The organism is Pseudocolwellia antarctica (assembly GCF_049933045.1).
In the GTDB taxonomy this organism is placed as follows: Bacteria; Pseudomonadota; Gammaproteobacteria; order Enterobacterales; family Alteromonadaceae; genus Pseudocolwellia.
In genome coordinates this window covers 385,962-407,954 of record NZ_CP187926.1, presented here as the reverse complement: position 1 = coordinate 407,954, position 21,993 = coordinate 385,962, and the positions used below count along the sequence as shown (strand labels likewise).

Sequence of the window (21,993 nt, the reverse complement as noted above, 5' to 3'; positions counted from 1 at the left end):
ACATTTATTTTATTACTGCCTCTTTCGTGAGACATTTAAAAAGATATTCAGGTTAATCATAAAGAAACAATAAAGTAAGTCATTTGGATAGTGAAGTAATTATATTATTTCGTTTTACTTTATGAGCCAATTAGAAAGTTATTAGTCTTATTTTAAGTTATACCAAACGGATTGATTTATTGCTCACTTAGCGTGAATTTAAAGACTTAGAGGCACAGGTTCATAGTTCCAGACTGAACCTAAGCACCTACATCCATGTAGGCGAGGCATTGATTGAAGAGAATGGTTATTCTCGGTAACTGCTCCTGCGTTACCCTAATGTCCTACATCCATGTAGGAACCTTGTCAAAATCAATAACGCGGCATATGAGCCTTTAAATTCCAGCCCTTCGGGAGCTCATTAGCAAACTGATAACATCACAAAATTAAAAAAATATAGAATAACTATGTTTAATCAATTTTGCTTGTTCTAAGCTTGCTAATGTAGCTCTAAGTTGCTCAATAAATTAATCCGTTTGGTATTATATGAATTAATAAATTACAAAATTCATTATCCAGAGTTCAGGCTAAGTATGTTTTAAGAAATAAGATCATAGATAGGAGTTGACGAATTTTAGGCGAAAAAAAACCAGTCCGAAGACTGGTTTTTCTTTTTTAAGTGGTGGGCGTGGCAGGAGTCGAACCTGCGACCGCCTGGTTCGTAGCCAGGTACTCTATCCAGCTGAGCTACACGCCCACAATAAACTTGTTTTGTATCTACGTTAAAAGATAAGTGTTCACCGTACTCTCGGTCTTTATTATTTTATCACTTAAAGAAAAGTGGTGGGCGTGGCAGGAGTCGAACCTGCGACCGCCTGGTTCGTAGCCAGGTACTCTATCCAGCTGAGCTACACGCCCTCAAGAAACTTTTTTTATATCTAGTTCTAAAGATATCTAACTTCACACAACCATTATAAATAATGGCGGAGAGGGAGGGATTCGAACCCTCGAACCGGGATAAACCAGTTACTCCCTTAGCAGGGGAGCGCCTTCGGCCACTCGGCCACCTCTCCAATGGCTGCGAATACTAATGGATTCAAAAAATAAGTCAAACTTTTTTTTGATTTTTTTTTCTGTTTGTTGGGATTTCAAGCAACACGTTTAATTTTCAAACACAAATAAGCAAAAAGCCGACTATTGTCGGCTTTTTATATGATTAGAATTTATTACCTGCAGACTCTGGATTGTCTTTTTCAGATTGAATTCTCATGTATATTTCTTCTCGATGTACTGATATTTCTTTTGGAGCATTTACACCGATTCGAACTTGGTTACCTTTAACTCCTAAAACTGTAACGGTAACTTCATCACCAATCATTAGAGTCTCGCCTACACGGCGTGTCAAAATTAACATATTAATTTCCTTTTTTATTCCGGATCCACTAAATATTTATAAGCTAGTAATAAATTTAAATTTAGTTCAAAAATTAAGATAAAGCACTATATCTACACAAAAAATTTAATATTTTATATAAATAACCATTTTTAATACTTAAACACCACTAATATGCAAAATATTAAAAACAAAATAAGCCTTATATACCTGTTATATATATTAACAAGCTTATTGATCCAATAAATACCAATATTTTTGTTTTTTGTATATTATTTTGTAATAACTCATAAGACCAGTTGATATAAGCAACTACATGGTCAAATTTCAATCAAAAACATTTACTTAAAATGAATTTAAGTCACTAACCTCAACTGTAGACAAATCAAATAACAAATTTTACAACTGATAATTTGAATTATCCCATTTCAGCCTTTATTCAAATCAAAAGATTTAAGCTAATAGATAAAATAACACTCAAACTTTACATGGATGGTATAAATCAATTCATGAAGCCATCTATATAAACGAGTAATAGGTTATTTTGCTAAAGGAGCACCCTTATATATATTTAAATAAAGTTACTTCGTAATACCTGTTTTATCTTTGAAGTTAACTAACCTGAACTCGGTTTAAGATCCTTTTAATCCATTGAAATTATTATTCATAAAATTTAACTTATACTCTAGCTTGATAGTTTTTCTTTCTTCAAGGCAAATTTCGCGTCAATAGCTAGCCTATTACAAGTAAATTTAACGATGAAGCAAGTAAAAATAGCTGTTAGAGAAGAATATATTAAGCTGAGCTCAGGTTAACTAAGTTAGTAGACCTTTCGAAAATACTAAAGTTCATTTGCATTACTTAAATTAAAGCAATAAAAAAGCGCCCTGAGGCGCTTAATAATAAGTTTTAATTGAATCAGCTAGTTTAGGTAGCTTTTTTTGCTTTAGGTTTTGCTTTTGGCTTAGCCTTAGCTTTTACTGCTTTTTTCTTCGCTTCTTCAACCCACTTGCTATCAATGTACTTTGCAGTCCACCCTGTTGCTTTACCTTCAACTTCTGTCATCACATATTGTTCTTTAGTTTTACGACTAAATCGAACAACAGCTAAGTTGCCATCAGGATCTTTAGCAGGAGCGTCAGCTAAATAATAAAACTTAGATGATATTCTATCTCTAAATCTTAAAAGCTCTTCAACTTTAGGCGCTCTAGTTTCACGAGACTTAGGAAAAGTATTGGCAGCTAAGAAAATACCTGCAGCTCCATCTCTTAAGACAAAGTGCGCTTCAGACTTCTCACAAGCTAGTTCAGGTAACTGCACAGGATCTTCTTTCGGCGGCGCAGCTTCCCCACTTGCTAATAGCTTACGGGTATTTTTACATTCTTCATTGGTACAATCGAAATATTTACCAAAACGTCCAGATTTAAGTTCCATTTCAGATTCACAACGATCACATTCTAAAATAGGACCTTCGTAACCTTTAATTTTGAACTCGCCTTTTTCTATTTCAATACCATCACATACAGGGTTGTTACCACACACATGTAATTTTCGAGTTTCATCAATTAAATAGCTGTCCATCGCTGTAGAACATTTTTTACAACGATGCATCGCACGTAAAGCTTCAGTTTCTTGATCTTCAGCTAAAACACTTACAGCTTCTTCGCCAGCCGTCAGGTTCATTGTTTTAGTACAACGTTCCTTTGGAGGTAAAGCATAACCAGAACAACCTAAGAAAACACCTGTTGAAGCTGTTCTAATGCCCATTTTACGTTGACACGTTGGACATTCAATATCAGTGAGTACTGGCTCATTGTTTCTCATGCCGCCTTCTTCAGTTGGCATGTCAGCTAACTTTAACTGTTTAGTAAAGTTGCTATAGAATTTATTTAAAACATCTTTCCAATTGGCTTTACCGCCAGCTACTTCATCAAGCTCTTGCTCCATGTTAGCTGTAAAGTCGTAGCTCATTAAGTTATCAAAACTTTCAGATAGGCTATCGGTTACGATTTCACCCATTTTTTCTGCGTAGAAACGTTTTTTATCTAAACGTACATAACCCCGATCTTGAATAGTTGAGATAATTGAAGCGTATGTTGATGGACGACCAATAGAACGTTTCTCCAACTCTTTAACTAATGAAGCTTCACCAAAACGTGCTGGTGGCTTAGTAAAGTGTTGTGCTGGATTAAGCTGTTCAAGTGTTAATACTTCACCAACTGATAGATCAGGTAGATGCTTATCATCACCTTTAGACAATTGTGGATGAACACGAGTCCAACCATCAAATTGCATTACGCGACCTTTAGCTTTCAAATCAAATGTTGAAGCGCCAATCGTTAATGTACTTACGGTATATCTAGCCGCTGTCATTTGACAAGCAACAAACTGACGCCAAATTAAGTCATATAACTTTTTAGCATCGGCTTCAATACCTTCCATGAAGGCTGATTCCATTTTCACATTAGACGGACGTATCGCCTCATGCGCTTCTTGAGCATTACCTTTACTACTATAAACTTTCGCACTTTCAGGTAAGTAATTTTCACCAAAAGAATCTGCGATATAAGTTCTACAAGTTTCAACAGCGTCTTTACTTAAGTTAGTTGAATCTGTACGCATATAAGTAATATGCCCTGCTTCATACAAACGTTGAGCAAGCCCCATCGTACGTTTTACACCAAAGCCTAATTTTGTACTGGCCGCTTGTTGTAACGTTGAAGTAATAAATGGTGCTGACGGTGTACTTTTTGAAGGTTTATCTTCACGTTTATCAACCGTATATTTAGCATCATTTAAAATAGCTAAAGCATTATCAGTATCTACTTTGTTCGTTGGTTTGAATGCTTTACCGTTGTTGTGAGTAACATCTAACTCAAAATCTAATCCAGTATTTGTTTTAGTGTCAGCGGTAATTTCCCAAAATTCTTTAGGATCAAAAGCTTTGATTTCACGTTCTTTTTCAACAACTAATTTAACTGCAACAGATTGAACACGCCCTGCTGATAAACCACGAGCAACTTTTTTCCAAAGTAACGGGCTTACCATAAAGCCAACAACACGATCTAAAAATCTACGCGCTTGTTGTGCATTAACACCAGGCATACTTAATTCGCCAGGCGTAGAAAAGGCTTGTTGTATTGCGTTTTCTGTTATTTCATTAAAAACAACACGTTTGAATTTTGAATCATCACCACCAATTAACTCTTTTAAGTGCCACGCGATTGCTTCTCCCTCGCGATCCAAATCGGTTGCGAGATAGATGGTATCTGCAGTACTCGCTAATTTGGTTAATTCGTTAACCACTTTTTCTTTACCAGGTAAAACCAGATAATTAGCTTCCCAGTCTTTATCAGGGTTAATACCCATGCGATTAACTAAAGCTTCTTTATCTCTTTTTTCTTTGTACTTAGCTTTTGCTGCAGGAGCCATTTTACGAACTTCAGCAGGAGATTTTGCAGCAACTTTTTTACCCGTACTTCCATGAGGTAAATCACGGACATGACCGACACTAGATTTCACAATGAAATCTTTACCAAGGTACTTGTTAATTGTCTTCGCTTTAGCTGGTGATTCGACAATTACCAGAGATTTTCCCATATGATTATATATTCCTAGTCACTAACTGAAGTACATCAATTAGGTATTATATGTTAAGTTGAATTTGTTCGATAATTAGGCGAGCAACCAATGTTTAAGAACTAATTCACGATAAAATAGATGTTTAAAATGTTAATTACTATTAGATATATCTGTAAAAAAGCAAAGTAACAAGCAAATATTATGATTAAATTCGCCTGACCTAATGCTTTTCGTTATAATGTAGGAGTAATTTCTGGCGTAATCATAATCGACTTTAATACAAAAAATAAGAGCAAATAAAGATAATCATTCATTATTTTTCGATTACAGCCCTTAAAAAACAATGAATCGCCAAATTCCCCCTACATTTATTCCTTTTGATATTTGTAATCTAAATAACATAACGAGATTTCATATGACTGCATCATGGCTAAATTTAAAAAATAAGTTTACGCAATGTTTATGTCCTCCTGGTAATGGAGTTTTTACAGTAAACACGGCTAAAGAAAGAAAAGAACAATTGCACCAAGCTCTTTTTGGACAAACAGAAAACATTGAACAATTATGGTCATCATCATTAGACGACTTACCAACAGCATCAAATGCTGTAATTCTGGGTATCGCATCTGATTGTGGTGGCGGAATTTTACGAGGCGCTAACTGGGGACCTCTATTTGTTCGATCTACATTACTAGAGCAGTATAAAGGTTTAAATGCTTTTGATTTAGGTGATGTGCGCGTTATCCCTCATTTACTACATGATAAATATTTGAATGAAGCCACTATTTCAAACTGTAGAAAAGCATTATATCAAGATGAAAATAGCACTTACCCTGTAAGCCCTTTAACTATTACGGAAGATGTATTGCATGATTTCTATGCTGAGTTCCCTAAAAAAGGGATCTTTGGTATTGGTGGAGATCACTCTGTGAGTTATCCGCTCACAAAGGCTTATTTACAAGCTAAAAAGAAACAAGGCATTCGTGCTGCAATAATTCATTTTGACGCGCACACAGACCTATTAGTGGAGCGCTTAGGCATAGATTTGTGTTTTGGTTCGTGGTGTACACATATTTTAGATGATTTACATGACCGCAGTCATTTGATCCAAGTAGGTATACGTTCAAGCGGAAAACCTAAATCACATTGGGAAAATACCTTTGGCGTGAAACAGCATTGGTCGCATGAGATTAAAGAAAATGGTGTTGATAGCATCATACAAAATATTCTATCTCAATTGAAAAGCGAAAATATTGATGAACTTTATGTAAGCTTTGATATTGATGCGCTAGATGCTTCGATAGCTTCAGCTACAGGAACACCAGAGCCAGATGGCATGGATATGCCTGATACAATGAAGATACTTAAATCTCTTGGCAAAGAATACCCAATCACTGGCGCTGACATGATGGAAATTGCACCTTTCACTGATAGCTCAGGTTTAGGTGAAGAAAGTAGAAACAAAACATTAGCAGCCTGTGGTGAAATCTCAGCATTTTTAATTAGTGAGATGTCAAAAGCGTAATCGTTAATTGGAGTGTTAGTTTTTACTTGAATTCAAGACATTAAAAAAGCTCCCGAAAGAGCTTTTTTTATAACTGAATATTACCTCACCCTAAATAGGGTTAATCGGCAACATTACAATTACTAGTTGCGCCAAATGGACCATTTAAACCGGTACCTGATGTAGGTGGCGTTACGTCTTCATCAAGTATATCTTCAGCTGATGTAGAAAGTGTAAATACTGTTTGTGTAGAACTTTCAGTACCATTTACTTTGGCTGATACAATAAGATCTATATCTGCCCAACTACCATGACTTTGTGGATAACGAATATCAATAATGGCTTTACCTTCATCATCAGTCACAATATCACCAAGAGCTGCAACTATATTCCCTGGTGTTAGTGATCCATCAGTATTAGTATCTTCACCGATATCTAATATCCCATCAATATTAGTGTCTTCATTATTACACCCGAACCCACCAACATCATAGGCCGTTACATTACCCAGTTCATCTTTAATAACATTTCTTGCAGTAGCCCAGCGTAAGAAAGTTCCAGCAGTATCATAAGTTCTGATCCATTCTCCCTTATAATAAGTATTAGGTACAGCAGATACCGTCAACTCAACATTTTCAACAGGAGTAGAATCTACATCAGTAACAAAAACACTAAATTGTTTGTTGTAATTAGTCACATCTATTTCTTCAATAGTGTTACCTGTACCTAATGTAATAAATAACTCTCTATCAGCAACTGTTAATGTAACAGTCTGAGTTACTGTTGGAGTATCTCGTACCGTTGCCTTTATAGAAACAGCATCTTGAGCAGATACTGCATTAGATGTATATACTGTTGAAGCATTACCATTACTGTCAGTTATAGCACTCGCTGGGAAAATAGAGCCACCATTAGTATCCGTTAAAGTAAAATCAATTTGTTTATTTTTCACTAAGTTACCCGTAGGGTCTTTTACCACTACAGATATAGTTGATGTTTGACCATTTGGCCCTATAGAGTGAGGTGATGCTTGAGCTACAATCTCATCAGCTGTTTCAGCAACAAATTCAAATTCTAATTGATTCGTTAAAGCAATATCACCATCAACACCACTGAAAGTAACTAACGACTTACCTGCATTCGTAGATGATACTGTAGTTGATACTTGGCCATTAACCGTTGTTGCACTGTTAGTAGATAAATCACCTCGAGTTGCAGTAAAGTTAATTACTGTACCATCAGCCACAACAGTTCCACTTCTAGACCAAGTTAGGGTTATTGTTGCTGTATTTGATAACAATACGTCAGGTATAGATGATAAGTCTTGTGTGGTTAAATTAATATTAGTGCCATCACCATCATTGAAAGCAGAGAATAAAAATGAGTCTGCTTGAACGGTTACTGCTTGAGTTACTGAAGCACCTAGAGCTGTTGCTACGATAGAGTTCTTACCACCAGATGTACCCACAACAGCTAAAGTTGCTTGGCCAGTAAAGTCAGTAGTCACAGATTCTGGTATTGTTATATTTGCAACTTCACCGGTGCTGGATATATTCGTTGTAGATAAAGTAACTAGACTATTTGCAATACCTTCACCATCAGAATCTAACACTCGAATTATAAAGTTATTCGAGTCATTAATTGCTAAAGATGATGAACCTGTAAGCTGTACCGTTGTACCAACAACTTCAACATCTACTGAATCAGAAAACTGTGCTGTAGATGCCGTCACATTTATAATTCTATTTGATGGATCAATAGATGTCGTTAGTGTTGCTGTTGCTTTACCATCGGCCCCAGTTACTCCATCAACAATTTCAATATCACCCGAACTGGCAGAGAAAGTAACATTTACATCTTCTAATAAATTATTATTTGCATCTTTTGCAATAGCAGACAATGTGACTTCTTGCGCCCCACTTGAAGCGATTTGTTGGCTACTCGCAAACAATGAAATATTAGACACATCAGGCGTTTCTCCTGTATTGGCATCACCTGCGCTACTAAAAGAAGTACTTGCTATAAGCTCTTCATCATCAAAAGATATGGTAGCACTAACAGTACCCGCACCAGCAGTACCGCCAGAATTAAGCGTTATAGTTGCGATACCGTCATCATTAGTAACACTTGTACCTAATTCAGGTGTAAATGTTGCAAGTGTTTCGAAACGTTCATCAAGAGAGAACTGAACGAGAACACCAGAAAGAGGCTGTCCATCAGCTAACACTGTAGCACTTAATAAAGCAGGACTCGCATCAGAAATGTTTGTATCCGAAATTTCCAAAGACATGGTGACAAGAGTAATATCTGTATCAGTGTCCGTATCGGTATCTGTGTCGGTGTTTGTAAAACTCCCTTCACTCCCTCCACAAGCTACTAACGTAAAAAGTAGTATAACTAAACTAAAGCGTTGAAGTAGCGCCATAAAAAGCATCTCCCTGGTAAATTTTAATATCAACTTTGTCATCTTAACTGAAAAAATGCAAAAAGGTCACTACCTTATTAAAAAAACTAACAATCGTTAGCTTTTTAATAAGGGGATTTACTGATAATCTAGTAAAATCATCTTCTAATTAATAAAACATTTATAAAATATGTCAAATAAAAAAAGCGCTAGTTTAACTACTCGCATCGTTATAGGTATGGCTGCCGGCATTATTCTCGGCTTTATATTACAAATGCTCATGCCCAATAAATCTGATTTCGTTATCCCTCTTTATATTTTCGATCTTTCTCTTAGAGGATTATTAGTTGATGGAATATTTCAAGTAGGCGGTAAGGTTTTTGTCGCCAGCTTACAAATGTTAGTTGTTCCTTTAGTTTTTGTTTCTTTAATTTGTGGTACGTGTTCTTTAAAAGACACCTCTAAACTAGGGCGTATTGGCGGCAAAGCTATAGGTTTATATTTGATAACCACAGCAATAGCGATAAGTTTTGCTATGTTCTTAGCTTTGCTAGTAAATCCTGGTGAAGGCGTTAACATGGTAGCCAATACCACATTTGAAAGTAGAGAAGCACCATCTTTAGCTCAAGTTATAATTCAGATGTTCCCAAGTAATCCATTTGCAGCCTTTGCTAATGGAAATATGCTTCAGGTGATTGTTTTTGCATTATTGTTTGGTATAGCCATTGCTCTTTCAGGTAAACCAGGCGAAAGAATTGCTAGCTTATTTGAAGACTTAAGCACGGTTATTATGCGCTTAGTGACTATTTTAATGAACTTAGCACCCTATGGTGTGTTCTGTTTATTAGCGGGGTTATTTACTGATGTATCCATAGAAACCTTTGGTAATTTGATCCAATACTTCCTAGTGGTATTTTTTGCATTAGTTCTTCACGCCACAATTACTTATCCTGTTTTACTTAAATTATTAACAGGTTTAAACCCTTTAATATTCCTTAGAAAAATGCGTAATACCGCTATATTCGCTTTCTCTACCTCAAGTAGTAATGCAACATTGCCTATAACAATGGCAACAACAACTAAAAAGATGGGCGTTAAAAACTCTATCGCCTCTTTTACTGTTCCTTTAGGCGCAACAATTAATATGGATGGCACTGCGATCATGCAAGGTGTCGCCACTGTATTTATTGCCCAAGTGTTTAATGTTGATTTAACTTTAACTGATTATTTACTTGTGATCTTAACGGCAACGCTAGCCTCAATAGGTACTGCTGGAGTACCTGGCGTAGGGCTAATAATGCTTGCTATGGTACTTAACCAAGTAGGCTTGCCTGTTGAAGGTATAGGTCTGATTATTGGTGTTGATAGACTGCTTGATATGACTAGAACGGCAGTTAACGTGACAGGCGATAGTATGGTAACTATTATTGTTGGTAAGTCTGAAAAGCAATTCGATGAAGACGTTTTTTATGATATGGATGCAGGACAAGAACAGGAAGAAGCTGATTCAAAAGTCAGCTAAAGTTTTAAACTAAAAGCAAACATTAACTAAGGCCTGTTATTTAATCGTAACAGGCCTTTTTATTTAACTAACCTGAAGGGAATCGAAGGAGAGTAAATATAAGATTTACTGAACAGCTTGATTTGACGTAGTTCTAAAATATTTTGAATAGCTCTTAGCTTTATAAATCTATATCAATTTATGTAAAGGCCAATGCTTTATCATAACGATGACGACTTTTTAGTTTCTACAACTCAAAATCTAAAGCAATATCGGTACAACCTTTACTACAATACAAACCTGGAGATTCAGACTGTTCAGGTAAAACTAGCTTGATTGTGGTTCCGCAGGTATTACATTGAATAACCCTGCCCGCCATCACTTTCTTTATCAATGCTTTTTGTTCATTAAAAGATTTTGCACTTGTTTTCTTTATCTCATCAAACTTCTTAATATCAATCATACGGCTCTACAATTATGGAAAGTTGTTATTAATTTACTTGGAAATAAAACCCATCAAAAACACCTTCAAAAGGTGCTGAGCTTTCTGTTAACAAATGGCGATACGCAATAATATTTTCATACAAGGCACTAATAAATGGGTAAGCTGTAACTTCCCATGGGTAATCAGTATTCTCATCAAATGGACATAATGAAAGTTTTTGATTATTCTCTAATAATAAATGACCGAATTTAAGTGCCAGTTCATGAGACTTAAAAATAACAGTAAATTCGATCTCTCTTTCTTGGCTAAGATCATTACCTGTACTTACTGCATCCCACAAATATTCACCAATCTCATCTTGAGGAAAAAGCGTTAAATCACGTTCCATTTTATACCTTAATAAATTTTAGTTTTGTATTACTCGATCAATCTATGATTTATAAAACCTATTATCCCGAGTTGAGATTAAATAATACTATCAAAAATACGACAGGTCATTGTCTTGTTTGGTAAACTAGCATTATTATTTTATTAAAACCGATTTAAAGGCTTAGCTTGAGCATTTCAACAGAACATTTAGCTAACAAGCAAATTTTCGAAAAACATATCGTTATTACATCAGAAGCAACTAATGCCCTAGTGGAGTTAGAAGCGATTTGTGATATAAGCATTGCTAACTTAAAAAAGGCTATAGCTAAAGGTGCCCTTTGGTTAACAAGAGGCAAATCTACACAACGTTTTCGTCGAATAAAAAAAGCATTAAAAAAAGGTGATGAGTTACATTTTTATTATAACCAAGATGTACTTAATCAAGTACCGAATGAAGCCAAGCTGATTGAAGATATGGGTGAATACAGTATTTGGTATAAGCCTTATGGCATGTTATCTCAAGGTTCAAAATGGAGTGACCATTGTACAATCGCACGCTGGGCACAAACCCATTTACAACCAGAGCGTGCAGTTTTTATTGTACATCGCTTAGATCGTGCTGCTACAGGTCTAATTGTTATCGCACATACTAAAAAAATGGCTCAAGCTTTCAGTAAAAAATTCGAACTGCATCATTTAGAAAAACACTACCTTATTTTGATCCATGGCGATCATAGGAAGCGTCCTCAACCTGAAATAATTACGACACAAGTTGATGGAAAAAATGCACAAAGCCAATTTAATTGCTTAACTTATAATGAAGACCTTAATACATCTTTGATTAATGTTCTTATTGATTCAGGAAGAAAACATCAAATACGACTTCATTCTGCAAGTATAGAAATGCCTGTTGTTGGCGATAGGTTACATGGAGATATTGAAAAGGATAAGATTTTTAATGATAAAACGAATGAGGAGTTAAATCTGCAGCTATGTGCTTTTTCATTATCATTTGATTGCCCTATAAGCTTTGAGAATAAAAGCTTTCGCTTACCTGACGAGTTATTACCTTTGCATTTAATTAAATAAGTTCAGAAATTTAATTCTTAACTTTAGCTTAACGCTACTTTATAAATTTAAGGCTTCGTTCTTTAATACTTTAGTAACCCGAATTGAGGTTAAGTATAAGAAACGAAGCCTTATTATCTACAATCACTTATTTATTAATCAATGCAAATAAATGAGATTTAAAATTCTACTTTAAAAGTATGGCTTTAAAATTTAGGCTTTATAAGTAAAGTCGTCATCAGCCATTAAAGATAAGCTATCACCAACAAGTTCATCTGAGTCTATTTCTTTTAACAGAGCAAAACCTTCTTCACGTTGCTGCTGATTTAAAGCGTAATACGGTAATCTAAACACAGGGTTAACAGCTTTAGTCATCATTAAAGCCGTATTTAATGCGATAGGATTAGGCTCACAAAATAACCACGACATAAAGTTTGTAACGCTTTTATTTAACTCATGATCGGGTTCATCCATTAACTTACGCATAACTTTAGGAATAATATTTGATGCTACAGAGATAACTCCATGAGAACCAAACTCATGTCTTCCTGCAAAACTTTCATCGTCGTTACCCGACCAACACGCAATGCCTTTTTTCTCATACTGAGCTATACGCTCATTACCTGAACATTCTTTCACACCAATAAAGTTTTTGTGAGTTGATAATGGCTCTATCATCTCAGGTGTTACATCTTGTCCTGTTCTACCAGGCACGTTATAAATGAATGCAGGACCAATATCTAATACCGCTTTAAAATGTTCAATAACACCTTTTTCTGAAGTACGACCGTAATATGGGTTAATTTGTAATGCTGCATGCATTCCCATAGCAAAACCGTTTGTCGTTGCTTTAATCGCTTCACGCGTATTATTGCTACCAGTGTTACCTACAACAATTAGCTTATCGCCATAACGGTTAACTGTGTGAGCAATAAGCATCAAGTGCTCTTCCCAGCTTAATAAATGCCCTTCACCTGTTGTTCCACCAACAATAATACCGTCAACTCCAGCTTCAAGTTGCTTCGCCACAAGTAAGTCATATGTTGCTAGGTCTATTTCACCATTCGCGTCATAAGGAGTTTTTATTGCTGTTATTAAACTTGCGTCTTTAAGTCTTTTCATTGTTGTCTCAAAATTGTTGTTTTAAAATTTTAAAAGTGCGATAAATACTTGTTTCTCAATTTTAAAAAGCACTTACATAAATTATTCTTTTAATTCGCTATTCGATAAAAATTTAACCAAACACTCATTAACAATGAGCTATTTTATCAACAACACGTCTCAGTATAAATACTTCGTCTGTAATTATATGTTGATATTTAACAATGTTACGGTCTAAATCTAATATTTTGTAGGCTTGATAGTTTTCTTCATCTGTCATATCTGCACCGTAATGTTCTTCATCAATGAGTTCACCTTTAGTTATCGTAAAGTGAATATCGCCGACTAAACCCCAGTCTCCCAGCTCAGTTATTTCTTCAACAACCTCACCTGCCTGGTTATATTGTACAAATATAAACTCAAAACTACCGTCTGGCTCTATCCGCGCAAACTCTGTCATTTGGTTCCCTTCAGCGTCAGAGTCACCTCTATACCAATATCCTAATAACAAATTACGGTTAAATGTTTTTGCCAAAATGTTAACTTTCCCAAGCCAAATTAATCTTATTTATTCTAACGTTAAAGTCACTTATTTGATACGGATGAATAGACAATTATGTAACTAAGACTTTCAAAACATTCTAGGGTCTGTTGATCTTTCAGGGTTAAATTTTATTCACTTTAAAACGAATTTAATCGCGATGTGAGCTTTGTCTAATAGTTATTCTATTAAAAAAGCGAACAGCAATGAGTAAATTCGTTTTAAATGAACCCAAAGGGCAGCATATGTTTGAAATTCCTAACTTTGGATAGACAGGGCGTTATCGTCTGTTCGAGTAGCTAGCTACACGTCACAGACTCAGCCTTGTCTAAATATCAAACACCTTGCTGTAAAAGCAATCTCGAAAGGTCAACAGACCCTAATAACAAGTTTATTAAAATAACCAAAACATTCATCCAAAAAATAGAGTCCCACTTGCCTGCTTCTTATTTTATATTGTAGAAAAGAGAGTAAAACAAAGTTAAAGGCACTTTAACTTAATGAAAATGTATAAATATAGTTTGATAAAATTTATGATGTCTTATTGCTATTAATACTTGAATAAAAGAAAGGTAAACTTATGTCGTCTATCAATTTACAGTTACTACTTACTGGTAATGAACTCGTTAGCGGTGACGTTATTGATACAAACTCAGCTTATGTTGCAAAACAGATTAAAGCGTTAGGTCTTGATGTTTCAAGACGTGTAACTATCTCAGACAACTTAGCCACACTGATCAGTGAAATACAGCATATGTCTAAACTTGCAGACATACTAATTATCAATGGTGGCTTAGGACCAACAACAGACGACTTAACCGCAGAAGCATTAGCCATAGCTGCCGACTTAGCATTAGAAGAAAACCCTAAAGCAATAAAGCATTTACAGGTATGGGCTGAAAAGCGCGAATTAATACTTGATCAAGCAAATTTAAAACAAGCGATATTACCTAAAAATTGTCAAATAATTCATAACCGAACAGGCAGTGCTGTGGGGATACACTTAAATATTAATGACTGTGATATTTTTTGTACACCAGGCGTGCCTAGCGAATTAAAAATAATGCTGAATGAAGAAATCATTCCTTTATTAAAAAGCCAACTCCCCAATCAAGAACTCGCTCACACAACCCGATTTTTAGTCTTTGGTATTGGCGAATCAAAGCTACAAATGCTGATTAATGAAAACTTTCCTGATCTACCTAAAGAAATTGAAATTGGATATAGAGCTAACTCCCCTACTTTAGAGTTAAAATTAACAAGCTATACAAAAGCCGCCTATGAAATCAAAACGCTGTGGTTGCCAAGATTTCACGAACTATTAAACGATCATATTTTAGGTGAAATAGAAGACGATAGTTTTTCACTGCCCTCATGTGTTTATCAGCTACTCTTAGAAAAAAAGCTTACTATAACAACGGCAGAATCTTGCACTGGTGGCTTAATTGCCAGTCAAATAACCGAAATAGCAGGTTCATCTCAAATATTTGAAGCGGGTTTTGTTACTTATTCAAACGAAATGAAAACAGAAATGATCGGAGTACCTAAAACCACATTAGATAAATTGGGTGCGGTAAGTAAAGAGACTGTTATTGCGATGGCAAAAGGCGCATTAGCTAAAAGTCATGCTGATATCGCTGTTGCTGTTTCAGGTATTGCGGGTCCAACAGGTGGCACACCTGACAAACCAACAGGTACAGTTTGGATAGCTTGGGGAGATTCAAGCAACATTCATACTCAGCACTTTGTTGTGAAAGGTGAGAGAAATAACTTCCAACGAACCGTAGCTGCCAGATGTTTAGATCTAGTAAGGCGTTTCTTAATACAAAGCCCACATAAGCCTTTGTATGTAAAATAACTTGAAACACATAAGCAATAGGATTTATAGCAATATTCTTGTTATGTATTGCTTAGTAAATTAAAACTTTATATATTGACTGCTAGAGTATTTAAATTGTTACTCTTTCCCGTGATTAATATATTTTAAATACAGTAGCTTATAATTTTTCATAAACTATGCTTTACCTGTATTAAATAAAACTGAGACCAGTTACCGACATTAGGGGCGAATTTTGATAGAAAAGAATTTTATCACCAGTGGACGCAATACAATTATCCACAAAAACAGAAAATTTGATTTACTTATCGTTAATGGCGAAAAGCCTGTAGTAATAATAAGTAACAGAGGTATTGGTGAATACAAAGGTGAATTACCAAGAAAAAGAATCTGAAGCTAAAAAAGTCTATCAAGAAGTAATTGATATAAGCTCTTCAGAGTGTTTTGGTGAAGAAAAAACCTTATTATTTGTGCAAGCTTTAGACAATAAAGAATACAAGATTGATTACTCTAAAATAAGAACCCCTGCATTTATAAAGGTACATCAAGAAAATTATATTTAAAATATAAAATAAAGACTGAACATTAAGGATGTAGTTCGTGACTCAAGCAAACTTGGTTGAAAATAAGAAAAACAATATCGACTTGGTTTTACAGCCAATAAAAAATGACAAGATCATTAATGAAGCAGCTATTCAAAGTTTAATTGAGACTTCCGAATACAGTCATTTAGAGCTAAACATCAGTAATATTAGAAATGCTATTGCCGAACTCAATAGTGTTTTAAAGCCTCTCAAAAAAGATAACACAGGTCGAGAAATCCGTTATCAAGTACTCGAACGAAAAGATGCAACTATCGAAATAAAAATCGATGATGATGAAATGTCAGCAACAGCTGAAATCACCACAGCATTAGGCGGAAAGAACCTCACCGCTAAAGAAGTTTTAAATACCGCACAAGCAGCAGGGATCAAAAAAGGTTTTAGTAAAGAAGGACTCATTCGCCTTGCTCAAGATTCAATTACAGAGCCTGAAGGTATATTACTCAAAGGAGTGATAGCCAAAGGTAAAACGCCCATCAATGGCTCCAATGCTCGTATAAAACTATTAGTACAATGCGCCCAAGACCGTATATTACGCCCACGTGAACGTGATGATGGCACGGTTGACATGAGAGATTTAGGTGACATTATTTGTGTACGTGTTGGCGAACCTCTTGCTCAAATAATACCTTTTACCGAAGGTGTTAAAGGCTTCACGGTTACAGGGGTTCCTCTTGAATCTAACCCAGGCGAAGATATTGAAATGGCTGTGGGTGAAGGCACGATCATCAGTCCTAAAAATAAAAACGTTCTTATCTCAACATTAGTTGGCCTGCCCCGCTCTATCAAAAATGGTATAGCGATAGATGAAGTTTATAAATTAAAAAATGTTGATGTTACAACGGGTCATATAAAATTTGAAGGTAGTGTCATTATTGATGGCGATGTATGTGAAGGCATGAAAGTAGTAGCTAAAGGCGATATAACCGTTGGCGGTTTTGTCGAGTCAGCTTATTTAGAAGCGGGTGGCGACATTACAATTATGAGCGGCATCATTGGTAAAAAGCAGGAAGTAGAAGATCTTTCCACATCTAACATCACCATGAGCGCCAATATCAATGCTCAAGGCAATATTTTCGCTAAATACTGTCAGTATGCCGATATTAGCTGCAACATTCTTCGCATAAACAATCAACTAATGCACAGTATAATTAACGTTAACGATAAACTTTGGGTCGGCTCTGAAGACAAAGCTGATGGTAAATTAATTGCTGGCTATATTAACGCGGTAAACTCAGTTCACGCCGGCACAGTTGGCGCTACAGCAGGTAGTTCAACAACAATTACTTTTAATAAAAGAATTAAAGAGTATAAACAACAAATTAGTGAAATAGAAAAACAGCTAAAAATTGAAACTGAAAAAACTCAAGAATTAAAAGTAGCCATGAATAAAGTTAAAGCGCTACCCAAAGGCAAAGCGCCTGCAGGTATGATTAAAAAAGTGGTTTCAACCTATCAATATCATGCGCACAGAATGGGAGAGATCCTTATTGAGAAAGAAATCATTGAAGCACATATTCAAAGCTATATGACTGAAGTTTATATTGAAGCCACTGAACGTATATATCATGGCGTAAAACTTAATGTTGGCGAGTTCAATGAAAGAACAAAAAGAGAACATGGTCCAAGTAAAATGTTTTATTTAGAAAGAAAGGTTCATATAGAACCTCTTATTCATACCTAACAACTCGCTTTCTAAATGATGTGTTATCAATGGTGCTGAATCACTCATTCTGCATCACTTGAATACCATCACTTAAGCCTTAACTAAGACCTCACCAGAAAATTTAACACCTTCCCAACCAGACACTATAAAGTTACGAATATTTCCATGGTCGTTGCCTTCAGGATGCGCTAATACATCTTCACGGTAATATTTACCGAAACAGGCTAACGTTTGCGCTACCGATAATTCATTTAATTGAGCAAAAGCAAAAATCTTACATGAACCTTCGTTAGTTCCTGATTCATTAACCACTTCGCCATTACTAAAAGTTGTTGGTGTATATTGATAATTTTCATTAATAGTACTGATCACATCATCAAAAGAAACAGTTTGTGGTTCTTTTACTATTACTGCTAAAAGTTGTGTTAACGTCATAACTTACCTAAATAATAAATTTCATAAATAAGCGCGTACTTTACCTTAAAACAAGCTAAACGGGGACGTTTTCATGATTTTTTTAACATCTTCTTCGAACATAAAAAGCTGTATAGGTTGATTAAAACGTATCTGTACAGTGAGCTTATCTATTTATTCGTTATAATAACGTTAGATCCACCACATTAAATTACCTTTAAGGACAACTTGTGATTAAGAAACTCAGTTTATTAACACTTTTAGTACCATTTATTTTCTCTACCTCAGTAAGCGCAATGAAAGTAAGTACATTAGCTGATGAAACAGCAACTTACGCAGTAGAAACCTACAAAGAAGACATGATAAACAGCCTGGCTCAACTGGTAAAACATAATACCGTTGCTGTAGAAGGTGTTTCTTCACCAGAAAATCCTGTTCATATTGCATTTAAACAAGAATTAAAAAAACAAGCTGCAGCTCTTGGTCTTGATTTTAAAGACGATGGCTTTGTAGTAATTATCGGCTTAGGTGAGTCAAAAGACCGCGTTGGGATCATTACTCATGGTGATGTACAACCTGCTAATAAAACCAAATGGAAACAATCTCCATATACATTAGATCTAACATCAAAACCTGGGACTATAATTGGTCGCGGTACAGAAGATGATAAAGGTCCTATCTCTACAGCTTTGTATGCAATGAAAGCAATTAAAGATAAAAACATACAATTAGATAAGCGTTTAGAGCTATACATTTACATGGCAGAAGAGTCAGATTGGGCGCCATTAGAAGAATACATAAAAACTCACGACTTGCCTCAAATGAACATTACCATTGATGCAGAATATCCAGTAGTAACGGCAGAAAAAGGTTATGGAACAATAAGTGTAACTTTCTCTAACAAAACAGTGAGCACTCAACAAGCTTACTTAGCATCATTCACAGGTGGATTTTTTGGTAGTCAAATACCTGAAGATGCTATAGCTATTATCGAAAATGCAGATGTTGAACTACTTCAACAACTTATCAACAAAGCAAAAGCTTATAAAAATATCGGTTTTGATTTTGATCTAACAGATCGTGTATTAACCATTAAAGCTTTAGGTAAGTCAGCTCATTCGTCAAAACCTGAAGACGGTGTAAATGCGATTACTTATCTTGCAGATTTGATCTCTTTTAAACGCTGGCCAGCAAATACAAGTGGCGCGCTAGTAAACTTTATTAACGATAATATCGGTACAGGTTTATACGCAGACAAATTTGGAGAGTTAGCCTTTAAAGATGACTTTATGGGACCACTAACTTTATCTCCAACGGTATTAAAGCAGCTAGATAATGGTATGCAACTTAATATCAATATTCGACGTCCTCGAGGCAAAGACACGGCAATACTTAAAGCGCAAATAACAAAAGCAGTAACTGATTGGTCTAGCGCTAACCAATTTCCTGTTACCGACTTAGGCACTGTAGTTAAAGAACCTTGGGTACAAGATGATGCACCTCAAGTTGAAACGTTATTATCAATTTTTTCACACTATACTGGTGTTAAAAATGCTCAGCCTATTTCGATTGGTGGTGGTACTAATTCAAGAATGTTCCCTCACGCTGTAAGCTTTGGACCTTCAATGCCAAACACTGAATACACAGGTCATACTGAAAGTGAGTTTATTACTATCGAACAATTCACACTGAATTTGAAAATGTACACAGCAGCATTTATAGAGTTAGCTAAATAATTAAGTCTTAAATAAACAGGTATTATTAACGCCTGATACTTAGCTGAAAACATCAAAGCCAACAGTTTATATAAATTGTTGGCTTTTTTTATACTCTTGATAGTAGTTCATAGCTGATAACGTTATTATAAACCTAAGATTTTCACTTCTTCAAAAGACTTTTCTCATGAAAAAAACATGCATAATTACAGGCGGTAGTTCAGGTATAGGTTTAAGTATTGTTAAGCTATTTTTGGAAAATAATTACCGAGTATTTAACTTAGATATTACACCGTCAGACGCTGGAATATTTAAAGCATGCGACATCACAAGTGTGGACGCAGTAAGCCAAATCGTAAATGAAATAAGTACTCAATATACGATAGATGTGCTGGTATCTAATGCAGGCATTCATTTTTCAGGTACGATTGAAAACACCTCAGAAGCTGATTTCGAACGGGTATTTAACATTAACGTTAAAGGCGCTTATGCCGCAGTAAAAGCCGTATTACCGTCAATGAAAGCAAATAATGCGGGCTCAATTATTATTATGGCGTCTGATCAAGCGTTAATAGCTAAGCAAAACTCATTTGCCTACAACATGAGTAAAGCAGCATTAGCCTCTATCGCCAAAACTACAGCGCTTGATTACGCAAGTTATAACATACGCTCAAATGCAGTTTGCCCTGGCACGATTGAAACACCTCTTTATCATCAAGCTATAAATAAATATTGCGAGCGCTCTGGTGCAGATAAAGCACAAATTCATCAAGAAGAAGCAGGTTTACAGCCTTTAGGAAGATTGGGGCAGCCTGAAGAAGTCGCTGAACTCGTACTATTTTTGGCGTCTGATAAATCAACGTTCATCACTGGCAGCTTGCAGGTAATTGATGGTGGATATACCACACAATAGTAGATTCGTAGATAAGTAACGTTGCAGTAAGTTAAGGTTTTAGCATGAAGATTATTGATCCACATATTCATTTATTTGATTTATCACTTGGCGAGTACCAATGGCTAAAGCCTGAAAACCCGCCTTTCTGGTCAGATAAAGAAGTTATCAATAACAAATTTTCTGAAACTGACATTAACCTATCAACTCAGACCAAAGCGCTTGAACTCACAGGCTTTGTACATATTGAAGCAGGCTTTGATAATGAGTCGCCTTGGCGAGAGATTCAATGGTTAGAGGCTAGCTGTAAAAATGACTTCCGCTCAGTAGCTTGTATAGACTTAACAGCGCCAGCAAACGACTTTATAAAACAAATAAATACGCTAATAGATTATAAAAGTGTCGTTGGCTGTCGACATATTTTAGACGATTCAGCATGCGATATTTTAAGTCATAAAAACACTTTCAATAATTTAAAACTTTTAGCTGATAATCAATTAAGTTTTGACTTACAAATGCCTTTATCTGATCTAAAAGCGATTCAGATTTTAACTGATATTTTAAAACACCTACCTGAACTCACCATTATTATTAATCATGCAGGATCACCGCCCTACTTTATAAAAGATCATAGCAATAATATTGCAGTGCAAAGTAGTGAACTTGATCATTGGCTAAATGGCTTAAAAACACTCAGTCAATTTGAGCATTGCGCAATTAAATGTTCAGGTTGGGAAATGGAAGACAGAAATTATAGCTCTGTTTGGTGCGATGACATTATCGCTCATTGTATTCAGGCTTTTGGTATTAATAGAGTTATGCTTGCGAGCAATTTTCCGCTGTGTTTATTCAGTAAAGATTATCTAAAGGTTTGGCAATACCATTCACGTCTAGCTACTTATAATCAAAAACAACTTACACAACTTTGCCTAGAAAACACAAAGCACTGGTATAAGTTTTAGAACAGCAAAATAGCTAGC

The 21,993-nt window shown here is 35.5% G+C and carries 16 protein-coding genes, 3 tRNA genes and 1 pseudogene; 9 read left to right on the top strand and 11 right to left on the bottom strand.

The window, feature by feature from the left end; all coding sequences use genetic code 11:
- Positions 1 to 659 precede the first annotated feature (659 nt).
- From ACPUVN_RS01735 to topA, 5 genes are all read right to left on the bottom strand, one after another.
- Positions 660 to 736: transfer RNA gene (locus tag ACPUVN_RS01735), tRNA-Arg, on the bottom strand.
- 84 nt (positions 737 to 820) lie between these two features.
- Positions 821 to 897 (bottom strand) — tRNA-Arg (locus ACPUVN_RS01730).
- A gap of 63 nt (positions 898 to 960) precedes the next feature.
- Positions 961 to 1,052 (bottom strand) — tRNA-Ser (locus ACPUVN_RS01725).
- Positions 1,053 to 1,195: 143 nt separating this feature from the next.
- Positions 1,196 to 1,393, bottom strand: coding sequence for a carbon storage regulator CsrA (gene csrA, locus ACPUVN_RS01720; RefSeq protein ID WP_304370079.1), 198 nt, complete (start codon positions 1,391 to 1,393; stop codon positions 1,196 to 1,198).
- Positions 1,394 to 2,299: 906 nt separating this feature from the next.
- Positions 2,300 to 4,972, bottom strand: coding sequence for a type I DNA topoisomerase (gene topA, locus ACPUVN_RS01715; protein WP_426358296.1), 2,673 nt, complete (start codon positions 4,970 to 4,972; stop codon positions 2,300 to 2,302).
- 397 nt (positions 4,973 to 5,369) lie between these two features.
- Between topA and ACPUVN_RS01710 the strand changes: the two genes are divergently transcribed.
- On the top strand, positions 5,370 to 6,479 hold the full coding sequence (locus ACPUVN_RS01710; RefSeq protein ID WP_426358297.1) for an arginase family protein: 1,110 nt from the start codon (positions 5,370 to 5,372) through the stop codon (positions 6,477 to 6,479).
- Between the two features lie 100 nt (positions 6,480 to 6,579).
- Here ACPUVN_RS01710 and ACPUVN_RS01705 read toward each other — a convergent pair whose 3' ends face one another.
- Positions 6,580 to 8,883 (bottom strand): beta strand repeat-containing protein, encoded by a 2,304-nt coding sequence (locus tag ACPUVN_RS01705; protein WP_426358298.1) that lies wholly within the window; start codon positions 8,881 to 8,883, stop codon positions 6,580 to 6,582.
- A 169-nt stretch (positions 8,884 to 9,052) separates the two neighbouring features.
- Here ACPUVN_RS01705 and ACPUVN_RS01700 point away from each other — a divergent pair, with 169 nt between their 5' ends.
- Entirely contained in the window at positions 9,053 to 10,384 is a 1,332-nt protein-coding gene (locus ACPUVN_RS01700) for a dicarboxylate/amino acid:cation symporter (protein WP_426358299.1), read from the top strand.
- 226 nt (positions 10,385 to 10,610) lie between these two features.
- On the opposite strand, the gene ACPUVN_RS01695 is transcribed toward ACPUVN_RS01700, so the two are convergent.
- Positions 10,611 to 10,826 carry a hypothetical protein gene (locus ACPUVN_RS01695; protein ID WP_426369832.1) on the bottom strand — a complete coding sequence of 72 codons (216 nt, stop codon included), beginning with the start codon at positions 10,824 to 10,826 and terminating at the stop codon, positions 10,611 to 10,613.
- A 28-nt stretch (positions 10,827 to 10,854) separates the two neighbouring features.
- Positions 10,855 to 11,196 carry a ribonuclease E inhibitor RraB gene (locus ACPUVN_RS01690; protein WP_426358301.1) on the bottom strand — a complete coding sequence of 114 codons (342 nt, stop codon included), beginning with the start codon at positions 11,194 to 11,196 and terminating at the stop codon, positions 10,855 to 10,857.
- A gap of 167 nt (positions 11,197 to 11,363) precedes the next feature.
- Between ACPUVN_RS01690 and ACPUVN_RS01685 the strand changes: the two genes are divergently transcribed.
- Complete coding sequence (locus ACPUVN_RS01685; protein WP_426358302.1) at positions 11,364 to 12,266, top strand: pseudouridine synthase; 903 nt, start codon at positions 11,364 to 11,366, stop codon at positions 12,264 to 12,266.
- A 192-nt stretch (positions 12,267 to 12,458) separates the two neighbouring features.
- On the opposite strand, the gene dapA is transcribed toward ACPUVN_RS01685, so the two are convergent.
- Both dapA and ACPUVN_RS01675 read right to left on the bottom strand, forming a co-directional pair.
- Positions 12,459 to 13,367 (bottom strand): 4-hydroxy-tetrahydrodipicolinate synthase, encoded by a 909-nt coding sequence (gene dapA / locus ACPUVN_RS01680; protein WP_426358303.1) that lies wholly within the window; start codon positions 13,365 to 13,367, stop codon positions 12,459 to 12,461.
- A gap of 127 nt (positions 13,368 to 13,494) precedes the next feature.
- Positions 13,495 to 13,881, bottom strand: a complete 387-nt coding sequence (locus ACPUVN_RS01675) for a hypothetical protein (protein ID WP_426358304.1) — start codon at positions 13,879 to 13,881, stop codon at positions 13,495 to 13,497.
- Positions 13,882 to 14,467: 586 nt separating this feature from the next.
- On the opposite strand from ACPUVN_RS01675, the gene ACPUVN_RS01670 reads away from it, so the two are divergent.
- The 3 genes and pseudogenes from ACPUVN_RS01670 to ACPUVN_RS01660 all read left to right on the top strand — a co-directional run bounded on the left by ACPUVN_RS01670 (position 14,468) and on the right by ACPUVN_RS01660 (position 18,010).
- Positions 14,468 to 15,745 (top strand): CinA family nicotinamide mononucleotide deamidase-related protein, encoded by a 1,278-nt coding sequence (locus ACPUVN_RS01670; RefSeq protein WP_426369831.1) that lies wholly within the window; start codon positions 14,468 to 14,470, stop codon positions 15,743 to 15,745.
- 214 nt (positions 15,746 to 15,959) lie between these two features.
- Positions 15,960 to 16,287: pseudogene (locus ACPUVN_RS01665) on the top strand (hypothetical protein).
- A 37-nt stretch (positions 16,288 to 16,324) separates the two neighbouring features.
- A complete protein-coding gene (locus ACPUVN_RS01660; protein WP_426358307.1) occupies positions 16,325 to 18,010 on the top strand; it encodes a DUF342 domain-containing protein in 1,686 nt (561 codons plus the stop codon).
- 72 nt (positions 18,011 to 18,082) lie between these two features.
- Here ACPUVN_RS01660 and ACPUVN_RS01655 read toward each other — a convergent pair whose 3' ends face one another.
- Positions 18,083 to 18,427: a HopJ type III effector protein gene (locus tag ACPUVN_RS01655; protein WP_426358308.1), complete on the bottom strand. Its 345-nt coding sequence runs from the start codon at positions 18,425 to 18,427 to the stop codon at positions 18,083 to 18,085.
- Between the two features lie 209 nt (positions 18,428 to 18,636).
- On the opposite strand from ACPUVN_RS01655, the gene ACPUVN_RS01650 reads away from it, so the two are divergent.
- The 3 genes from ACPUVN_RS01650 (at position 18,637) to ACPUVN_RS01640 (ending at position 21,975) form a co-directional block, all read left to right on the top strand.
- Positions 18,637 to 20,142 (top strand): dipeptidase, encoded by a 1,506-nt coding sequence (locus ACPUVN_RS01650; protein WP_426369830.1) that lies wholly within the window; start codon positions 18,637 to 18,639, stop codon positions 20,140 to 20,142.
- A 166-nt stretch (positions 20,143 to 20,308) separates the two neighbouring features.
- Positions 20,309 to 21,034: an SDR family NAD(P)-dependent oxidoreductase gene (locus ACPUVN_RS01645; protein WP_426358310.1), complete on the top strand. Its 726-nt coding sequence runs from the start codon at positions 20,309 to 20,311 to the stop codon at positions 21,032 to 21,034.
- Positions 21,035 to 21,078: 44 nt separating this feature from the next.
- Positions 21,079 to 21,975, top strand: a complete 897-nt coding sequence (locus tag ACPUVN_RS01640; protein ID WP_426369829.1) for an amidohydrolase family protein — start codon at positions 21,079 to 21,081, stop codon at positions 21,973 to 21,975.
- Positions 21,976 to 21,993: the final 18 nt, after the last annotated feature.